Source organism: Haloflavibacter putidus (assembly GCF_006546625.1).
Taxonomy (GTDB): domain Bacteria; phylum Bacteroidota; class Bacteroidia; order Flavobacteriales; family Flavobacteriaceae; genus Mesonia; species Mesonia putida.
In genome coordinates, this window is sequence record NZ_VIAR01000011.1 from 96,768 (window position 1) to 113,022 (window position 16,255).

Here is a 16,255-nt window from a genome sequence, read left to right on the forward strand (position 1 = left end):
ATTTAGGCTTTATTCGCGGGTTATTTTATCTATTCCCGGTATTTTTTTAAGTCTTTCCATTAATTTTTTAAGAATGGTTTTGTTTTTTACAATAACGGTAATTTTTCCTTCAAAAACACTCTCATTACTCTCAAAAGAGATATTGCGCATATCTACGTTGAGGTTGTTAGAAATTTCTTTGGTTATTTGACTTACCAAGCCTAAATCGTCCAAGCCAATTAAGCGTATAACAGCTCTAAATTCTTGTTGAGAAGAATCTATCCATTTAGCAATCATTATACGATAGGCGTAATTACTTTGTAATTGTATAGCGTTGGGGCAGTCTTTTTTATGCACTTTTATACCGTCGTTTACCGTGACAAACCCAAAAACATCATCGCCGGGAATTGGGTTACAGCAATTGGCCAATTGGTATTCTAATTTTTGGTTGTCTTTACCAAACACCAACTGATCGTAATTGCTGGTTATTTCGTCTCTTTCAATTTCTTCTTTTGCCGGTGCTTTCTTAATTTTATTCTTAAAAAACGATACTAAAGCATTGCTTCTAGAAGCAGCATATTCTTTTAACCCAGCGTTATCTATAGTGCCAATACCAACGCGATAAAATAAATCTAAACTGGTTTTAAGCTTAAAAAACTTAACCAATTCTCGCGTAGTTTTATCATTAAACGGAATTTTTTGGGCGCGTAATTTTCTTTTTAAGAGTTCTTTTCCGTCTAATGCAATTGCTTTCTTCTCATCTTTTAAAGAAGATTTTATTTTAGATCTTGCTCTGGCAGTAGTTGCATGTTCTAACCAGTTTTGCGTGGGTTTGGCATTTTTAGAAGTAATTATTTCTACTTGGTCGCCACTTTTTAGTTGGTGACTAAGCGGCACCAATTTGTTGTTTACCCGAGCACCTCTTGTAGTTAAACCCACATCTGTATGAATGCTAAAAGCAAAATCTAAAGGCTTGGCACCTTTTGGCAAAGATTTTAGATCACCTTCTGGAGTAAAAACAAAAATTTCTTTGGCGTATAAATTCAGTTTAAACTGTTTTACAAAATCTACTGCATTAACCTCATTATTTTCTAAGGCATCTTGCAATTTATTAAGCCACTGGTCTAAATTTTCGTCTTGTTGTTTTTCGCCATGTTTGTATTTGTAATGCGCTGCATAGCCTTTTTCGGCAATTTCGTTCATGCGCTTACTTCTTATTTGCACTTCTACCCATCTGCCTTGCGGTCCCATAACTGTAATGTGCAAAGCTTCGTAACCGGTAGATTTTGGGGAGCTAATCCAATCGCGTAGACGAGTTGGGTTGGGTCTAAAATGGTCTGTTACAATAGAGTAAATTTTCCATGCCAAAAACTTTTCGTCTTCCGGAGTACTGTCGTAAATTATTCTAATAGCGAATTTGTCGTAAATTTCATCAAAAGAAATATTTTGTTTTAGAATCTTCTTACGAATGCTAAAAATAGATTTTGGTCTACCTTTTATTTCATACGTTAAATTTTCTTTGTCTAAAGAATTGGAAATTATTTTAGAAAAAGCATTGATGTATTCATCTTGCTCTTCCTTACTTTCCTTCATTTTAATAAGAATGTCTTGATAAACCTCCGGCTCTGTGTATTTTAAACTTAAATCTTCTAATTCTGTTTTAATGTTGTACAAACCAATACGATGTGCAAGCGGCGCATAAATGTATAAGGTTTCCGAAGCAATTTTTACTTGCTTATCTGCCCGCATAGCTTCCATAGTTTGCATATTGTGCAAACGGTCTGCTATTTTTATAATGATAACCCTAATGTCATCATTTAAAGTAAGTAGCATTTTACGGAAATTTTCTGCTTGCAGAGAAACATCGCGTTCCGGTTTAAGGTGACTTATTTTTGTAAGCCCGTCTACAATTTTGGCAACCACTTTACCAAACATTTGTTCAATGTCGTCTAAGGTATATTCGGTATCTTCTACCACATCATGCAAAAGAGCGGCCGCGATAGAAGTGGCATCTAAACCAATTTCTGAAGCAACAATTTTTGCCACCGCAATAGGATGAAAAATATACGCCTCGCCAGATTTTCTACGCTGATCTTTATGCGCATCTACAGCAATTTCAAAAGCTTGACGTATTAAAGCTTTATCTTCGTCTGTAAGCGTGCGGTAACTTATGCGCAGCAATTCTTTGTATTGCTTGGTAATGCGCTTATTTTCTTTTTCTATTTGCTCTTCGGTCAAAATCATATTACTAATATACTAAAAGTCTGTCATATTATAAACCCCCAAATTTCTTATGCGTTGCAAAAGAGTGGGGTGGGAGTAATGTACAAAAACATAGGCTTTATGCGGGGTTAAATTGCTTAGGCTTTTAGCCGATAAAGTTTTTAAGCCGCTAATTAATGGCGCCGCACCATAGGTTTTTTGTGCAAAACTGTCTGCTTGGTATTCAAATTTCCTGCTCAGGTAATTCATTAATAAACCGGTAATGGCAGAAATAGGAGAATATAAAATCCCAAAAGCAATTAGCCCCACGTGAAAACTGGGTTGTTCTACGCCAAGCGCTTGCGATAATAACGGATTGTCAATAAAAACAGACAAAAGCCATAAAGTTAATCCGGTGGTAAGTATAGATGCGCCTAGGTTGTATAAAATGTGTTTCTTTTTATAATGCCCAACTTCGTGCGCTAAAACGGCAACAATTTCGTCTTCGTCTAAATCGTTTACCAAAGTATCGTAAAGCGTAATGCGTTTCTCTTTTCCGAAACCCGAAAAATAAGCATTGGCTTTAGTACTACGTTTAGAGCCATCTATTATAAAAATATTGTCCAGCTGAAAGCCGGCTTTTGTAGCATAACGCTCTATTTTTCTCCGTAAAGAACCTTCTTCTAACGGTGTTTGTTTATTGAATAAGGGTACAATCCATTTGCTGTAAAACATATTCATAATAACAGAAAAAACAGTGATCAAAGCCCAGGCATACAACCAAAAAGAAGAGCCGGTAAGGGTATAGAACCAAATTACTACTGCCAAAATGCCGCCACCCAAAACTATTAATAACAGCCAAGATTTTAACTTGTCTAACAAAAAAGTTTTATGCGTGGTTTTGTTAAACCCAAATTCTTCTTCAATTATAAAAGTCTGGTAGTATGAGAATGGCAGATTTAAAATATCGCTTCCAAACATAATAATGCCAAAGAAAATTAATCCGATGATGATTGGATTCTCTGATAAGGTTCGTGCCCACTGGTCTACAATTTCAAAACCGCCTACTAAAAAGAACGATAAAACCACCAAAAGGTTAAACAAGCCGGTAATATTGCCAAATTCGTAATTGGCTTTTTTATATTCTTGGGCTTTAAAATATTCTTTTTCGTCTTCGTAAACATCTGACAGTTCTTCGGGCAACTTGTCTTTAAAATGCTCGGCATTTAAAGCGCCTAAAATATAATCTACAATAAAATCCAGTAGAATAATGCCTATTAAAATATAAAACAAAGTTTCGGGAGCCATAATTTAAAGTTAAGGATGCGGGTAAACCGCAAAATTAAAATTTTCGTTGTCGTTTTGCTTCAAAAATCAAAATTCCTGCCGCAACAGAAACATTCATAGAGTCTATTTTTCCCTGCATAGGAATGATAATATTTTTGGTAGAATTTTGCAGCCATTCTTCTTCTAAGCCATCTGCTTCTGTACCAACCACAATTGCGCTGGCATTGGTGTAATTTTGCTGCGTATACAAGCTAGAATTTTGCAAAGCCGCACAATAAATAGCTATACTTTTCTGCTTTAAAAAATCAATAATTTCTTTGGTGCTGCCTGTAGCAATTTGATTGGTAAAAATGCATCCTACGCTAGAGCGGATTATATTTGGGTTGTATAAATCTGTTTTAGGATTGGCAATAAAAACCGCGTCTAAATTGGCCGCATCTGCGGTTCGTAAAAGCGCGCCGATATTGCCGGGCTTTTCGGGAGCTTCTGCCACTAAAACCAACGGATTCTCTCGCTCAAATTTTATTCCGCGTAAAGCGTGCTCTTTGGTATGCATTACTGCTACAACGCCTTCGGTACTGCTGCGATAGCTTATTTTTTTATAAACTTCAAGGCTCAGTTCTGTTATTTTACCCTTTTCAATAGAAAGCGCGTTTAGGTTATTTTCCGAAAGCAATTCCTCAGAAAAATAAAGTTGCTGCAATTGGTACCCGGCAGATAAAGCCAAATTTATTTCGCGAAAGCCTTCTACCACAAATAAGGCTTCTTTACGTCTATTTCTAGACTTCTCTGTAAGTTGCAAAAGCTTTTTAATCGCTTTGTTTTGCGTGCTGCTTATGTGTTTGTACATAGATTTTGTAAAAGCCCGAAATTTACTAAATCTTAACCTAAAACAGCAGAAGTTTTACAGCGATTTTCCTTCGTAATAATTTACCAACAAAGCCACCACATAATTATAACTTTGCATGCCCTCGGGCTGGTTATTCGCTTTTAAATAACCACTATAAAACAATTTAAAAAATGGCTCGAGCGGATTCTGGTGTTCTTGCCAAAATTTTTGTACTTCTTTATAATTCTCCAGTACGCCGGGATGTAAAGCAGCAATGAGGTTTTCTGTTTTACATTTGTCTGCCACATAGGTTTCCGATAAGCAATATTTTAAAGCAAAGGTGTAACCGGCATACCTAAAATACGGATTTGGGTGATGCATCGTGGTAAGACAAGCCATAAAATTGGCTTCGTTTTCTTTGGCAAAACCTATTTGGTGGCCAATCTCGTGACTGGTAGTGCTAGGTAATTTAAATTTTGGCATTTGGTTGTTTACCTGCGCCTCGTTGGTAAGCGGATTCAAATAACCGTTGAAACCCATATAGCTTAACGGAATGCTAAACAAAGAAGGTTTTACGCTTTTTGGATTATAGGCCAATTTTGGAAAACGCAGAGCAATCGTGTCGTAGCCATTTTCGGCCATTTTTCTAATTTCGTGATTTTTAAACGTATAATTTACCGCTAAGCTGTCGTTTTTGCTTAAAGCTTCGTGCATAGCATTGGTTTTTTCTACCAAGCGTTCTGCAAGATTAAAGAGTTGCTCGTTAGTATATTCTTTACGGATTTGCAACGAGCGGTGTAAAGGCAAGCGGTAATAATTAAATCCCCAAAATAAATGAAAACAGAAATACAAAACAGATAAAGTGGCAAGCGCTTCTAAAATCCATTGCTTTGGTTTTTTAAAGCGGGTTTTAAAACGCTTTATCAACCAACGCAAAATAGAGATTACCAAAAAAGCATATAAAAAATCGCCAACAGAAAATGGTATCCAACCCAAACCATAGCGCAAAAATTTAGAGAGATAAGGATAAATTCCGTTACTGTAATAGGTTTCTACCAGCTCGGGAAATTCTGCCAAGTAAGAAATTAACCCAATTTGAATGGGCAGCAAAATTGCAAGAATAAAATGTGTATACCTTTTCACGAGGCTAAAAATACAAAGTAATTCGTGTGGCGCAAATTTTATAGTTTTCCTATTAAAGTTATCTTTGTAATTCAGCAAAAAAATGAAAACTATGAACGAAGAAATTAGAAATTTAGAGCCTAAGCTTTTATGGAATAAATTTGCCGATTTAAATGCCGTGCCGCGACCTTCTAAAAAAGAAGAACGCGTTACCGAGTTTATTAAAAAATTCGGAAAAGACCTAGGTTTGGAAGTTTTACAAGATAAAAAAGGAAACGTGGTTATTAAAAAACCGGCCACTGCCAAGCATACAGATAAAAAGAAAATTGTGTTGCAAGCCCACGTAGATATGGTGCACCAAAAAAACAATGCAACAGATTTTGATTTTGAAACCCAAGGAATAGATATGTACGTAGACGGCGATTGGGTGCGCGCAAAAGGAACCACTTTGGGCGCCGATAATGGTTTGGGCGTTGCCGCAATGATGGCCGTTTTAGAAAGTAACGATATAGAGCATCCGGCTATAGAAGCTTTGTTTACCGTAGACGAAGAAGCGGGAATGACCGGCGCTAAAGATTTGGACGAGTCTATTTTGGAAGGAGAAATCCTTTTAAACTTAGATACCGAAGAAGATGATGAAATTGGTATAGGTTGTGCTGGCGGGGTAGATCTTTCTGCCAAAAGAAGTTATAAAGAAAAAGAAGTAGATAGTGACGCTACCGCTTATAAAGTGAGTGTTACCGGTTTAAACGGCGGTCACTCCGGAATGGATATTATTAAAGGCTTGGGCAATGCCAATAAATTAATGAATCGTGTGCTGTTTCATCTTTCGCGCGAAAGCGGAATGCAAATAGCAAAATTAAACGGCGGCGGTTTACGCAATGCCATTCCACGCGAAAGCGTTGCAGAAATTGTGGTAAACAACTATAAGACAGAAGCCTTAAAGACAGAATTTAACTATATAAAAGAGGCAATTTTAAGCGAATATAAAAGTTTGGAAAAAAACTTAGAAATTAGCTTAGAAAAAATAGAAAAGCCGGAAAAAGTTATGCAAACAGAAGACCAAACGGCTGTTTTAAAAGCTATTTATGCCGCGCACAATGGTGTTTACCGTATGAGTCCGGATATTGAAGGTTTAGTAGAAACCTCTAACAATATTGCCCGTGTAGAAATTGAAAACGGTAAGGTTGAGGTAGCTTGTTTAACGCGATCTTCTGTAGAAAGTAATAAATGGGATTTAACCAATAGCTTAAGCGCCGGCTTTGAAATGGGCGGTTTTGATGTAGAACTTTCGGGAGAATATCCGGGATGGACGCCTAATCCGGATTCTGAAATCTTAAAAGTTTTAGACAAGCTTTACGAAAAACAAACCAACGAAAAAGCTAATATTGCAGCTTGCCACGCCGGTTTGGAATGTGGTATTATTGGTAGCCATTATCCAAAGATGGATATGATTTCTTTTGGACCCACCATTCGTGGAGCGCACTCTCCAGATGAGCGAGCGAGTATTTCTTCCTCACAAAAATTCTGGGATTTCTTTATGGAAGTTTTAAAAAACATTCCGAAGAAATAAAAGAGAACGCAATAATTAAAAAAAGCTGCTCGAAATTTAATTTGCAGCAGCTTTTTTATTTTATCTTTCTTTACGGAAATTACTCGTCGTAGATATTTTCGTACGAATTTCCTTCGGTAACAAAAAACTCGCCGGTAACATATCTAAAATGTCTGTCTAAGCTGGCTATTTGCTTTAAATCATCTTCGTCCAGCTGAATTTCTGCACTTTTCAGGTTTTCTTCAATTCTACCTTCGTTTGTAGATTTAGGAATAACTGCTGTGCCACGATTTTCTGCCCATTTTATTAAAATTTGACCAGGAGAAGCATTGTGTTTTTCAGCAATGTTTTTTATTGTGTCATTTTCTAACAAAGAAGGTTCGTTGTCTGCTTTCATATCATCGCTGCGGTCTCCACTTCCCAAAGGAGAATAAGCCGTTAAATGAATATTATTGTCTTTGCAAAACTCTAACATTTCTTTTTGCTGCAAATAAGGATGCAACTCAATCTGATTCATTTCTGGATTATCGTCTGTTTTTTGCATTAAGTCTTTTAATTTCTTAATACTAAAATTAGAAACCCCAACATGTTTTACCAAACCTTGCTTTTTGGCTTCTAACATGGCTTCCCAAGTTTCTATAATTGGCACTTCTTCTAAAGATAAAAACTCGTCATCGTTTTCTGGAGCGCCTTTTACTTCTGGTTTAAACGCTACTGGCCAGTGAATTAAATATAAATCTAAATAATCTAATTGCAAATCGCTTAAGGTTTGTTTTAGCGCCGGAATTACGTCTTCTTTTTTGTGTGCATTGTTCCATAACTTAGAAGTTATCCAAACTTCCTCGCGCTTTACTTTACCTTCCGTAAAGACTTCTTTAAGCGCTTTACCTACATCTTTTTCGTTTTGGTAAACGGCAGCACAATCTATATGGTGGTAACCATTTTTTAAAGCATGTTTTACGGCGTATGTAACTTTTTCCGGTTCAGATTTCCAAGTTCCTAAGCCAATTGCCGGCATTTTATCGCCATTTTTAAAATTTAATGTTTTCATAGTTTTTGTTTTGGTAACAAGATAAAAACTTGACGTCGAGCAAAAAAACTTCTACTTTTATTTAGCACAAATTTAATAATGTTTGGTTTTCATTAATCAGTTGACAGTAAACAGTTTTTTGAATTTACATTATATAATAAATAAAATGTATGCTGAAGTTGAAACGCAAAGACTCAAGAACTCAAAAACTAAAACCTAAATCCGAACAATTATTTTCTGGGGTGAAATTTATCTACTACTTTCTTGAGGTAGCTTCTGTCTAGGTGCATATAAATTTCTGTAGTGGTAATGCTTTCGTGTCCTAACATTTGCTGAATGGCGCGTAAATTGGCGCCGTTTTCCAATAAATGGGTAGCAAAAGAGTGCCGAAAAGTATGCGGACTTATTTTTTTGCTAATGTTTGCTTTTTTGGCAGTTTGCTTTACAATCGTAAAAATCATAGCGCGGGTTAAACTTCCGCCGCGACGGTTTAAAAATAAAGTATCTTCAAATTCCTTTTTAATGTTTTGATGCGCCCTAATTTCATTTTTATATAAATTGATGTATTTTATGGTATGCGCGCTTATGGGTACAAAACGCTGCTTGTTACCTTTTCCGGTAACTTTTATAAAACCTTCTTTAAAAAACAAATCTGATAATTGCAGGTTAATCAATTCGGAGACGCGCAAACCGCAACCGTACAAGGTTTCTATAATTGCGCGGTTACGTTCTCCTTGCGGATGGCTTAAATCTATATGTTTTATAAGTTTATCAATTTCTGTGAGCGAAAGTGTATCTGGTAATTTTGCCCCGGTTTTTGGCGCTTCAATAAGTTCCATAGGGTTGTCTTCCCGATAATCTTCAAATACCAAGAAGTTAAAAAATCCGCGTAAAGCGGAAATAATCCGAGCTTGGGAACGAGCTTGCATGCTTTTTGAAATTTGATAAATAAAAGTTTGCAAAGGCTCTTCTTTTATAGAAATTGGACTAAAATTACTTTTATTTTCTTCTAGAAACCCGATTAATTTAACAATGTCGTAAGAATAATTGTCTATCGTATTTGCAGATAATCCACGTTCTAAACGGAGGTAATGTTGGTAATCTTCAAGGGCTTGGCTCCACAGCATAAGCAGGTTTTTGGCTAATTATGTTAAGAACAAATTTAAGCTTTATTTAATGTATGCTTAGTATTTTATTTTGAAATTGACCAATATGTTTGTACCGAATTCAAAAAACAAATGTGATGAAAAAGTTAGTTTTAGGAGCTGCCGTAGCAGCAATGTCAATTTTTACAGCAAATGCACAAGCTGATTCCGACTTAGTTCAACTAGGTGTTAAAGGTGGTGTTAACTTTGCTACTATTGCCGGAGATGATTTTGATAGTCCGGACGCAAGAACCAGTTTTAACGCCGGTTTTGTAGCCGAAGTTCCTTACAGTGAGCGTTTCTCGCTACAAGCAGAGGTTTTATATTCTGGACAGGGTTATGACTGGAAATCTTCCGGACAGGATAACTTCTTGGATAATGACGATAACATAGAGGTGCAATTTGATTATATTCAAGTACCTATTTTAGCAAAAATTTACTTGGTAGAAGGTCTTAACGTACACGCCGGACCACAAATTGGGTTTTTGATAAACGATGAAATCGACTATCAACCAAATAGCGATGGAGGAGACATAGATATTGCTTCTGCATTAGAACCAAAAGATATAGATATTTCTTTGGCTGCCGGTTTAGAGTACAAATTTGATAACGGTTTCTTTGTACAAGGCCGCTACAACTACGGCTTTACTCAAATGTTTGAAGACGTAGATGCACATAACTCTGTAATTCAAGCCGGAGTTGGTTTTATGTTTTAAGACATAAAAAATAAAGAATAAAAAAAGAGGAGCGTTTTGCTCCTCTTTTTAATTTTTACGGAATTTGGCAGCTACTAAAATTTATAAATCAAGGCCAAATTTATATTGTTAAGATCTAAACCAATTTCAAAAGCTTCCTGAGCATCTGCTCCGTTTATATCTTGCTTAACGCTATCGTAGCTTATTACACCTAAATTTGCCTCAATAGCAAAACTTTCTGAAATAAAATAACTCAACCCCGGATTAAAACTTGCGTTAACGCCATTAAAACGACTATCTGTCGTGGTATTTTTAATAGTGCCAAAACCAACGCCTATCTCGCCAAAAACAGAAAACCTATTGCCCGGCAATAAATAATAGCGGCCAAAAACGCCAAGCGTAAGTGATTGGTTATTGTAAAGCTCTTGTCCATTAGTAGCTTCTCGCTTTTCGGAAGAAAAACCAATTTTTGCTCCTAAAGCCACAAAATCATTAATAAAATAACCAAATCTGGGTGCTATATTAAAATTGTTTGCCTTAGAATCGTCTGGATACGAAGTGGTGCTATAACCAATTGCTCCCGAAATAAACTTATCTGTTTTTTGAAAACCTATTCGTTTAACTTGTTTTTCTCTTTCTTGTGCTTGCGAAAAAGAAAATACAAAAACAGTTAATAAAGCTAAAATAATCTTGTGTACTCTCATTTTTTTTATGCAAAAGTAGCGTTTTTCTTCTTCTTGGGTTGGATTGACTTTTAAAGAGTGAAAAATAAATTAGTAAAATTTAACATAATTTAAATATTTTTTTTACATTTGAGTAAACTATAAAATTAATATATAATGAAAAAATTATTACTTATTGCAGTATTTGCAACGTTTAGCTTTGCAACAATGCAAGCACAGGAAGGTTTTAAATTAGGCATTCACGCAGGTTTACCTATGGGAGATATTGATGATTTTACCACAGTAAATCTTGGTTTAGATGCTGCCTATCATTGGAATGTTGCAGAAAGTTTTGACGTGGGTATAGCAACCGGATACACCGTATTTTTAGGAGAGGATTTTGATACCCCTCTTGGAACTGTTGAAGCTGAAGATCTAAGTTATATTCCAATTGCAGCTTCTGCGCGTTATGCCTTTTCTGAAAACTGGTTTGGAGGTGTGGATTTAGGTTATGCCTTAAGCACAGATGATGAGGTGAGCGATTCTGGATTTTATTACCAACCAAAAGTTGGTTATATGACAATGAATTTTGATATTTTTGCTTTTTACAAAGGAATCAGTTTAGATGGCGCGAGTGCCGGTGCTTTAGGAATTGGAGCAGCTTATAAATTCTAGAAACTTTATTATAATCATTTAAAGACGAAAATCTGGTAAGATTTTCGTCTTTTTTATTTAAAAATAAGTTTGGTTTTTATGCCAATTTGTAATTTTGTTTATATTTGCCCCCGTTAACTAATTTATATATCTATAATGAAAAAACTATTATTATTAGCCGTTTTTACGGTAGTTGGTTTTGCCTCCACACAGGCACAAGAAGTGAAATTTGGTGTTAAAGCAGGTGCTAACTTTGCAACAATTGTTGGAGATGATGTAGAAGAAGCCGATATGAAAACGGGTCTTCACATTGGCGGTTTTGCAGAAATTATGCTTTCCGAAAGATTTAGCTTACAGCCGGAATTGTTATATTCAATGAAAGGTGCTAAAAGCGAATATTCTGAAACAGTAACTGTTATGGGGCAGACTTACACCGCAGAAGAAAAAGAAACTTTAAAATTAAATTATATTTCTTTACCTATTATGGCTAAGTTTTATATTTCTGATGCATTCACAGTGCACGCTGGTCCCCAAATTGGTCTTTTAGTGTCTGCGGAAGGGGAGTATGAACAAACTTATACCGAAAACGGGGTAACAGAAACTATGAGTGCAACAGCAGATGTTAAAGATCAATTGTCAAGCTTAGATTTTGGATTAGCTTTAGGTCTAGGCTATCAATTAGATATGGGCTTATTTTTTGACGCGAGATATAATTTAGGTTTGTCGAATATAAATGACGATGAATTTAATGATTCAGATGTTAAAAATGGGGTAATCCAAGTATCTGTTGGCTACAAATTTTAATTGATAAAATACTTGTCAATAGTAAAAGCGAAAATCCCAGAAGATTTTCGCTTTTTTTTATTTTAACCCCTTACTGCAATATGCCGGCTTTTTAGTATTTTCGTCGAAAACTAATTATCCATGAAAAAATTACTTCTAAGCTTTAGTATTATTTTGGCCGCTTTTCAATTCGCGCAAGCGCAAACCACGGAAGTTGGTATTACCGGCGGCTATCTAAATGTAAGTCCCGATGGCGATTCTGACGGCGAGTCGGGGTTTTATGCCGGTTTTTATAGCGAGTTTCATCTTTCCAATACCTTTAAATTTCAACCCGGTTTAGTTTACGGAAAAGCCGGCGACACCAACCTAATGTATTTGCCGGTAATGTTGCAATATTATGTAGCCAATACAGATTTGCATTTACAAGCCGGACCACAAGCAACCTATATTTTTGAAAGCGATGGTAACGCAGAGTTTAAAGATAAGTTAGGCTTAGATTTGGCTGTGGGCGTTGGTTACGATATTTTTCATAATATCTTTATAGAAGCGCGGTACGGTTTTAAAATTGCCGAAAACAGCGATACGTTTAGGTCGGCTAATTTTAATACCTTTATAGTTGGTCTGGGTATAGGCCTTTAAAATTTTTCTTATGAAAATTCTTATCCTTAACGGTCCAAATCTTAATTTGCTAGGTAATCGCGAGCCAGATGTTTATGGCTATAAGAATTTTGACGATTATTTTGGGCAATTGCAGTTTAGCTTAAAAGATGTAGAACTCTCGCATTGCCAAACTAACAGCGAAGGCGAGATAATAGATAGATTGCAAGAGGCAGATAAAGATTTTGATGGCATTGTCTTAAATGCCGCCGCCTATACGCATACCTCTATTGCTATTGCAGATGCGGTAAAAGCTATAAAAACCCCGGTGGTAGAAGTACATATTTCTAATACCTATGCACGCGAAGATTTCCGACAGAAATCTTTTTTTGCGCCGCATACTAAAGGTGTAATTATAGGTTTTGGCCTGCAAAGTTACGAATTGGCCATACGTAGTTTTATAACCAAATAATACAACATAAATGTCTTTTAAAGCTTTTCTAAATTGGAGTAGTGGTAAAGATGCTATGTGGAGTTTGCACCAATTACAAGAAGAAAATTTACCAATAAAAAAATTGGTTACTACCATAAACACGCAAACCAATAGGGTTTCTATGCATGGTCTTCGCCGAAATTTGCTAGAGCAACAAGTAAAGGCACTCCATTTACCACTTTATATTATAGATTTAAATGGTGAAATTTCTATGGAAGCTTATAATAAAATTATGCGAAAGCATTTGTTGGTTTTTCAAGAAAATGGCTTTACCCATTCGGTTTATGGCGATATTCTTTTGGAAGATTTACGCGAATATCGAGAAGCAGAATTATCTGATTTCAATATAAAACCCGTTTTCCCTTTATGGAAAAAAGACACCAAAAAATTAATTTTAGATTTTATAGATGCCGGTTATAAAGCGGTGGTGGTAACGGTAAACGCCAAATATTTAGATAAATCTTTTTGCGGAAGAACAATAGATAAACAGTTTCTTCAAGATTTGCCACCAAATGTAGATTGGTGCGGCGAGAATGGCGAGTTTCATACCTTTGTTTATGATGGTCCGCTATTTTCAAATTCCGTAAAGTTTAAAAAAGGAGAAGTAGTATTGAAAGATTATAGTCCGTCAAAAAAAACAGATTGCTTTAAAGAAACCGAAAATTGGGATTACAAATTTTGGTTTGTCGATTTGTTACCGGTTTAATTTTAAGGAATTTTAGTAAACGTTAAAGGAATTTTAGCAAGCCGTAAACCAGTCTTAACAAAGGTTTGATAAATTAGGTAAACTAAAATTTAGAGTTTTGCTCTGAACTAAAAAACAAAGCAAAATGAACAAAAAACTTTTAATTTTACCGGCAATTATCTTAAGTCTTATTTTTACATCTTGTAGCGATGATGACGATGTTATAGATCGTATAAGAACCATTAGCGATATTCCGGTTACCGAAAACGTAAACATTGATTATTTACCTATCAATTTGTTTGAAATTCCGGTAGAAACGGATCTTAATGTAAAACAAGCTATCGAAGCCGAATTAAATACGGACGAAGCGCTTGACCAAGTAGAAGAAATTGAATTAGACGATCTAAAAATTACCTTGGTAAATGCAGACGATCAAACTAATTTTGATTTTGTAAATTCTGTAAAATTAGGCGTACGTACTGCAGATTTAGAGTATTTACAAGTAGGACAATTAGAAACTATACCTTCTGGCGAAACCGTTTTAAATCTTGAAACTACAGACGCTTATGTAGACGAATATGTAAAATCTGACGATTTAAAATTGGTAATTGAATTTGAAAGCACAGAAGATGCCAATAATTTAGAATTACAATTGGATATGGAGTTTGATGCAAAATTAGACCCTTCTTTGTAAGAAAATATTGCAGATAGCATAAAAAAATCCCGAGCAAAACGCTCGGGATTTTTTTATGAATTTATATTCTCACTACAGGTTTAGATATGTATTACCTCACCGTAAGCATCTGCGGTAGCTTCCATAACAGCTTCGCTCATTGTTGGATGCGGGTGTACGGCTTTTAAAACTTCATGGCCGGTAGTTTCTAATTTTCTACCCAAAACTGCTTCGGCAATCATATCTGTAACGCCGGCGCCAATCATATGGCAACCTAACCATTCGCCGTATTTGGCATCGTAAATAACTTTTACAAAACCATCTTTTTTACCGGCAGCGCTTGCTTTTCCGGAAGCAGAGAATGGGAATTTTCCTATTTTAAGTTCATAACCGGCTTCTTTGGCTTGCTCTTCTGTCATACCAACACTCGCAATTTCTGGCGTGGCGTAAGTACAACCAGGAATGTTACCATAGTCTAAGGCTTCTACCTTTATCCCTTTAATTTTTTCTACGCATAGAATTCCTTCCGCGGAAGCGACATGCGCCAAGGCTGGTCCCGCAACAACATCGCCAATTGCATAAATGCCGGGCACGTTGGTTTGGTACCATTCGTTTACTTCTATCTTGTCTTTTGCGGTTTTAATGCCTAAGTCTTCTAAACCTATATTTTCTATATTGGTTTTAATACCAACGGCAGAAAGTACTACGTCTGCTTCTAAAGTTTCTTCGCCTTTTTTGGTTTTAACCTTGGCTTTAACTTGTTTTCCGGAAGTGTCTACGCTTTCTACAGAAGAATTGGTCATTACTTTAATTCCGGCTTTTTTGAACGAACGTTCAAATTGCTTAGAAACGTCTTTATCTTCTAAAGGTACCAAGTTTGGTAAATACTCTACAACGGTAACTTCTGTGCCCATTGCATTATAAAAATGCGCAAATTCTACTCCAATAGCACCAGAACCAACCACTATCATTTTTTTAGGTTGCTTTTTTAAATTCATTGCTTCGCGGTAGCCAATTATTTTCTCGCCATCTTGTTTAAGATTAGGCAATTCTCTAGATCTTGCGCCGGTAGCAACAATAATATGTTCTGCTTCGTAATCTTTGGTATTACCGTCTTTATCTTTTACGCTTACTTTTTTACCTTTTTTTAGTTTTCCGAAACCGTCTATAACGTCAATTTTATTTTTTTTCATTAAGAACTGTACGCCTTTGCTCATTCCTTCAGCTACATTTCTGCTTCGCTTTATAACGGCACCAAAATCTTTATCTGCTTTCTCTACCTTCAACCCATAATCATCGGCGTGGTTTAAGTATTCAAAAACTTCAGCACTTTTTAAAAGTGCTTTTGTTGGGATACAACCCCAGTTAAGACAAACCCCACCTAGATTTTCTTTTTCTACAACGGCGGTTTTAAAACCTAGTTGCGATGCGCGTATGGCGGTTACATAACCTCCCGGTCCGCTACCTAAAACAATAATATCGTATTTACTCATAGTTGTTATGTTTATGCTGAAATTAGATTTGCGAATTTAAGTAATAATCCGCATAACGAAAAGCTATCGAGTTTTTTAAATTTTACTGAAAAATTTTATCGTATTTACAAAACCTGAATTCTTCCTAAAATCTTTTCAGTAAAAAAACTATAGAATAATTACTGTTTGATTAAAAAACTTGCTCTTAAAATTAACAATAGTTATGTTCAATAAAATTTGTTTGTTCATTTTTTTATTGACAAATCCCGAAGCGTCCTTTAGGTTTGCAATACATAAATTTACTTATTTTAAAAAGGATGATAATGATGATGAAAATTTCTTTTTTTGCTTCTTTTTTTCTTTGTTGATAAGTCTAAATTTGTTGATAAACAAAA

At 35.6% G+C, this 16,255-nt stretch carries 16 protein-coding genes; 8 read left to right on the forward strand and 8 right to left on the reverse strand.

The genetic code is table 11. The features are described 5' to 3' along the window. Window positions 1-9: 9 nt before the first annotated feature. The 4 genes from FKR84_RS10850 to FKR84_RS10865 are packed head-to-tail and all read right to left on the reverse strand — an operon-like array spanning window position 10 to window position 5,440. Window positions 10-2,217: a RelA/SpoT family protein gene (locus FKR84_RS10850; RefSeq protein ID WP_141422350.1), complete on the reverse strand. Its 2,208-nt coding sequence runs from the start codon at window positions 2,215-2,217 to the stop codon at window positions 10-12. An 18-nt stretch (window positions 2,218-2,235) separates the two neighbouring features. Further along, window positions 2,236-3,489: a M48 family metallopeptidase gene (locus FKR84_RS10855; RefSeq protein ID WP_141422330.1), complete on the reverse strand. Its 1,254-nt coding sequence runs from the start codon at window positions 3,487-3,489 to the stop codon at window positions 2,236-2,238. A gap of 34 nt (window positions 3,490-3,523) precedes the next feature. Beyond that, window positions 3,524-4,318, reverse strand: a complete 795-nt coding sequence (locus FKR84_RS10860; RefSeq protein WP_141422331.1) for a TrmH family RNA methyltransferase — start codon at window positions 4,316-4,318, stop codon at window positions 3,524-3,526. A 54-nt stretch (window positions 4,319-4,372) separates the two neighbouring features. Further along, the gene (locus FKR84_RS10865) at window positions 4,373-5,440 is read right to left on the reverse strand and encodes a DUF3810 domain-containing protein (RefSeq protein ID WP_141422332.1); all 1,068 of its coding nucleotides are present in this window, start codon (window positions 5,438-5,440) and stop codon (window positions 4,373-4,375) included. A gap of 91 nt (window positions 5,441-5,531) precedes the next feature. On the opposite strand from FKR84_RS10865, the gene FKR84_RS10870 reads away from it, so the two are divergent. Beyond that, on the forward strand, window positions 5,532-6,992 hold the full coding sequence (locus FKR84_RS10870) for an aminoacyl-histidine dipeptidase (protein WP_141422351.1): 1,461 nt from the start codon (window positions 5,532-5,534) through the stop codon (window positions 6,990-6,992). A gap of 79 nt (window positions 6,993-7,071) precedes the next feature. Here the strand turns inward: FKR84_RS10870 and FKR84_RS10875 are convergent, their stop codons facing one another. Then, on the reverse strand, window positions 7,072-8,022 hold the full coding sequence (locus FKR84_RS10875) for an aldo/keto reductase (protein WP_141422333.1): 951 nt from the start codon (window positions 8,020-8,022) through the stop codon (window positions 7,072-7,074). A 209-nt stretch (window positions 8,023-8,231) separates the two neighbouring features. Beyond that, window positions 8,232-9,128 carry a site-specific tyrosine recombinase XerD gene (gene xerD, locus FKR84_RS10880; protein ID WP_141422334.1) on the reverse strand — a complete coding sequence of 299 codons (897 nt, stop codon included), beginning with the start codon at window positions 9,126-9,128 and terminating at the stop codon, window positions 8,232-8,234. A 116-nt stretch (window positions 9,129-9,244) separates the two neighbouring features. Here xerD and FKR84_RS10885 point away from each other — a divergent pair, with 116 nt between their 5' ends. Continuing rightward, window positions 9,245-9,862, forward strand: a complete 618-nt coding sequence (locus FKR84_RS10885) for a porin family protein (RefSeq protein WP_141422335.1) — start codon at window positions 9,245-9,247, stop codon at window positions 9,860-9,862. A 74-nt stretch (window positions 9,863-9,936) separates the two neighbouring features. On the opposite strand, the gene FKR84_RS10890 is transcribed toward FKR84_RS10885, so the two are convergent. Next, the gene (locus tag FKR84_RS10890) at window positions 9,937-10,545 is read right to left on the reverse strand and encodes a porin family protein (RefSeq protein ID WP_141422336.1); all 609 of its coding nucleotides are present in this window, start codon (window positions 10,543-10,545) and stop codon (window positions 9,937-9,939) included. A 135-nt stretch (window positions 10,546-10,680) separates the two neighbouring features. On the opposite strand from FKR84_RS10890, the gene FKR84_RS10895 reads away from it, so the two are divergent. The 6 genes from FKR84_RS10895 (at window position 10,681) to FKR84_RS10920 (ending at window position 14,409) form a co-directional block, all read left to right on the forward strand. Then, window positions 10,681-11,178: an outer membrane beta-barrel protein gene (locus tag FKR84_RS10895; protein WP_141422337.1), complete on the forward strand. Its 498-nt coding sequence runs from the start codon at window positions 10,681-10,683 to the stop codon at window positions 11,176-11,178. A 135-nt stretch (window positions 11,179-11,313) separates the two neighbouring features. Next, window positions 11,314-11,961: a porin family protein gene (locus tag FKR84_RS10900; RefSeq protein WP_141422338.1), complete on the forward strand. Its 648-nt coding sequence runs from the start codon at window positions 11,314-11,316 to the stop codon at window positions 11,959-11,961. A 120-nt stretch (window positions 11,962-12,081) separates the two neighbouring features. Then, complete coding sequence (locus FKR84_RS10905; protein ID WP_141422339.1) at window positions 12,082-12,579, forward strand: outer membrane beta-barrel protein; 498 nt, start codon at window positions 12,082-12,084, stop codon at window positions 12,577-12,579. Between the two features lie 10 nt (window positions 12,580-12,589). Further along, on the forward strand, window positions 12,590-13,009 hold the full coding sequence (gene aroQ / locus FKR84_RS10910) for a type II 3-dehydroquinate dehydratase (protein WP_141422340.1): 420 nt from the start codon (window positions 12,590-12,592) through the stop codon (window positions 13,007-13,009). A 10-nt stretch (window positions 13,010-13,019) separates the two neighbouring features. Then, on the forward strand, window positions 13,020-13,736 hold the full coding sequence (locus FKR84_RS10915; protein ID WP_141422341.1) for an adenine nucleotide alpha hydrolase: 717 nt from the start codon (window positions 13,020-13,022) through the stop codon (window positions 13,734-13,736). A 124-nt stretch (window positions 13,737-13,860) separates the two neighbouring features. Further along, a complete protein-coding gene (locus FKR84_RS10920; protein WP_141422342.1) occupies window positions 13,861-14,409 on the forward strand; it encodes a hypothetical protein in 549 nt (182 codons plus the stop codon). A gap of 80 nt (window positions 14,410-14,489) precedes the next feature. Here the strand turns inward: FKR84_RS10920 and lpdA are convergent, their stop codons facing one another. Next, window positions 14,490-15,881, reverse strand: a complete 1,392-nt coding sequence (gene lpdA, locus FKR84_RS10925; RefSeq protein ID WP_141422343.1) for a dihydrolipoyl dehydrogenase — start codon at window positions 15,879-15,881, stop codon at window positions 14,490-14,492. Window positions 15,882-16,255: the final 374 nt, after the last annotated feature.

Coding starts and splice junctions, on each gene's coding strand:
- FKR84_RS10855 (WP_141422330.1), bottom strand. CDS start 3,489: ATGGCTCCCGAAACTTTGTTTTATATTTTAATAGGCATTATTCTACTG.
- FKR84_RS10860 (WP_141422331.1), bottom strand. CDS start 4,318: ATGTACAAACACATAAGCAGCACGCAAAACAAAGCGATTAAAAAGCTT.
- FKR84_RS10870 (WP_141422351.1), top strand. CDS start 5,532: ATGAACGAAGAAATTAGAAATTTAGAGCCTAAGCTTTTATGGAATAAA.
- FKR84_RS10875 (WP_141422333.1), bottom strand. CDS start 8,022: ATGAAAACATTAAATTTTAAAAATGGCGATAAAATGCCGGCAATTGGC.
- xerD (WP_141422334.1), bottom strand. CDS start 9,128: ATGCTGTGGAGCCAAGCCCTTGAAGATTACCAACATTACCTCCGTTTA.
- FKR84_RS10885 (WP_141422335.1), top strand. CDS start 9,245: ATGAAAAAGTTAGTTTTAGGAGCTGCCGTAGCAGCAATGTCAATTTTT.
- FKR84_RS10890 (WP_141422336.1), bottom strand. CDS start 10,545: ATGAGAGTACACAAGATTATTTTAGCTTTATTAACTGTTTTTGTATTT.
- FKR84_RS10895 (WP_141422337.1), top strand. CDS start 10,681: ATGAAAAAATTATTACTTATTGCAGTATTTGCAACGTTTAGCTTTGCA.
- FKR84_RS10900 (WP_141422338.1), top strand. CDS start 11,314: ATGAAAAAACTATTATTATTAGCCGTTTTTACGGTAGTTGGTTTTGCC.
- FKR84_RS10905 (WP_141422339.1), top strand. CDS start 12,082: ATGAAAAAATTACTTCTAAGCTTTAGTATTATTTTGGCCGCTTTTCAA.
- aroQ (WP_141422340.1), top strand. CDS start 12,590: ATGAAAATTCTTATCCTTAACGGTCCAAATCTTAATTTGCTAGGTAAT.
- FKR84_RS10915 (WP_141422341.1), top strand. CDS start 13,020: ATGTCTTTTAAAGCTTTTCTAAATTGGAGTAGTGGTAAAGATGCTATG.
- FKR84_RS10920 (WP_141422342.1), top strand. CDS start 13,861: ATGAACAAAAAACTTTTAATTTTACCGGCAATTATCTTAAGTCTTATT.
- lpdA (WP_141422343.1), bottom strand. CDS start 15,881: ATGAGTAAATACGATATTATTGTTTTAGGTAGCGGACCGGGAGGTTAT.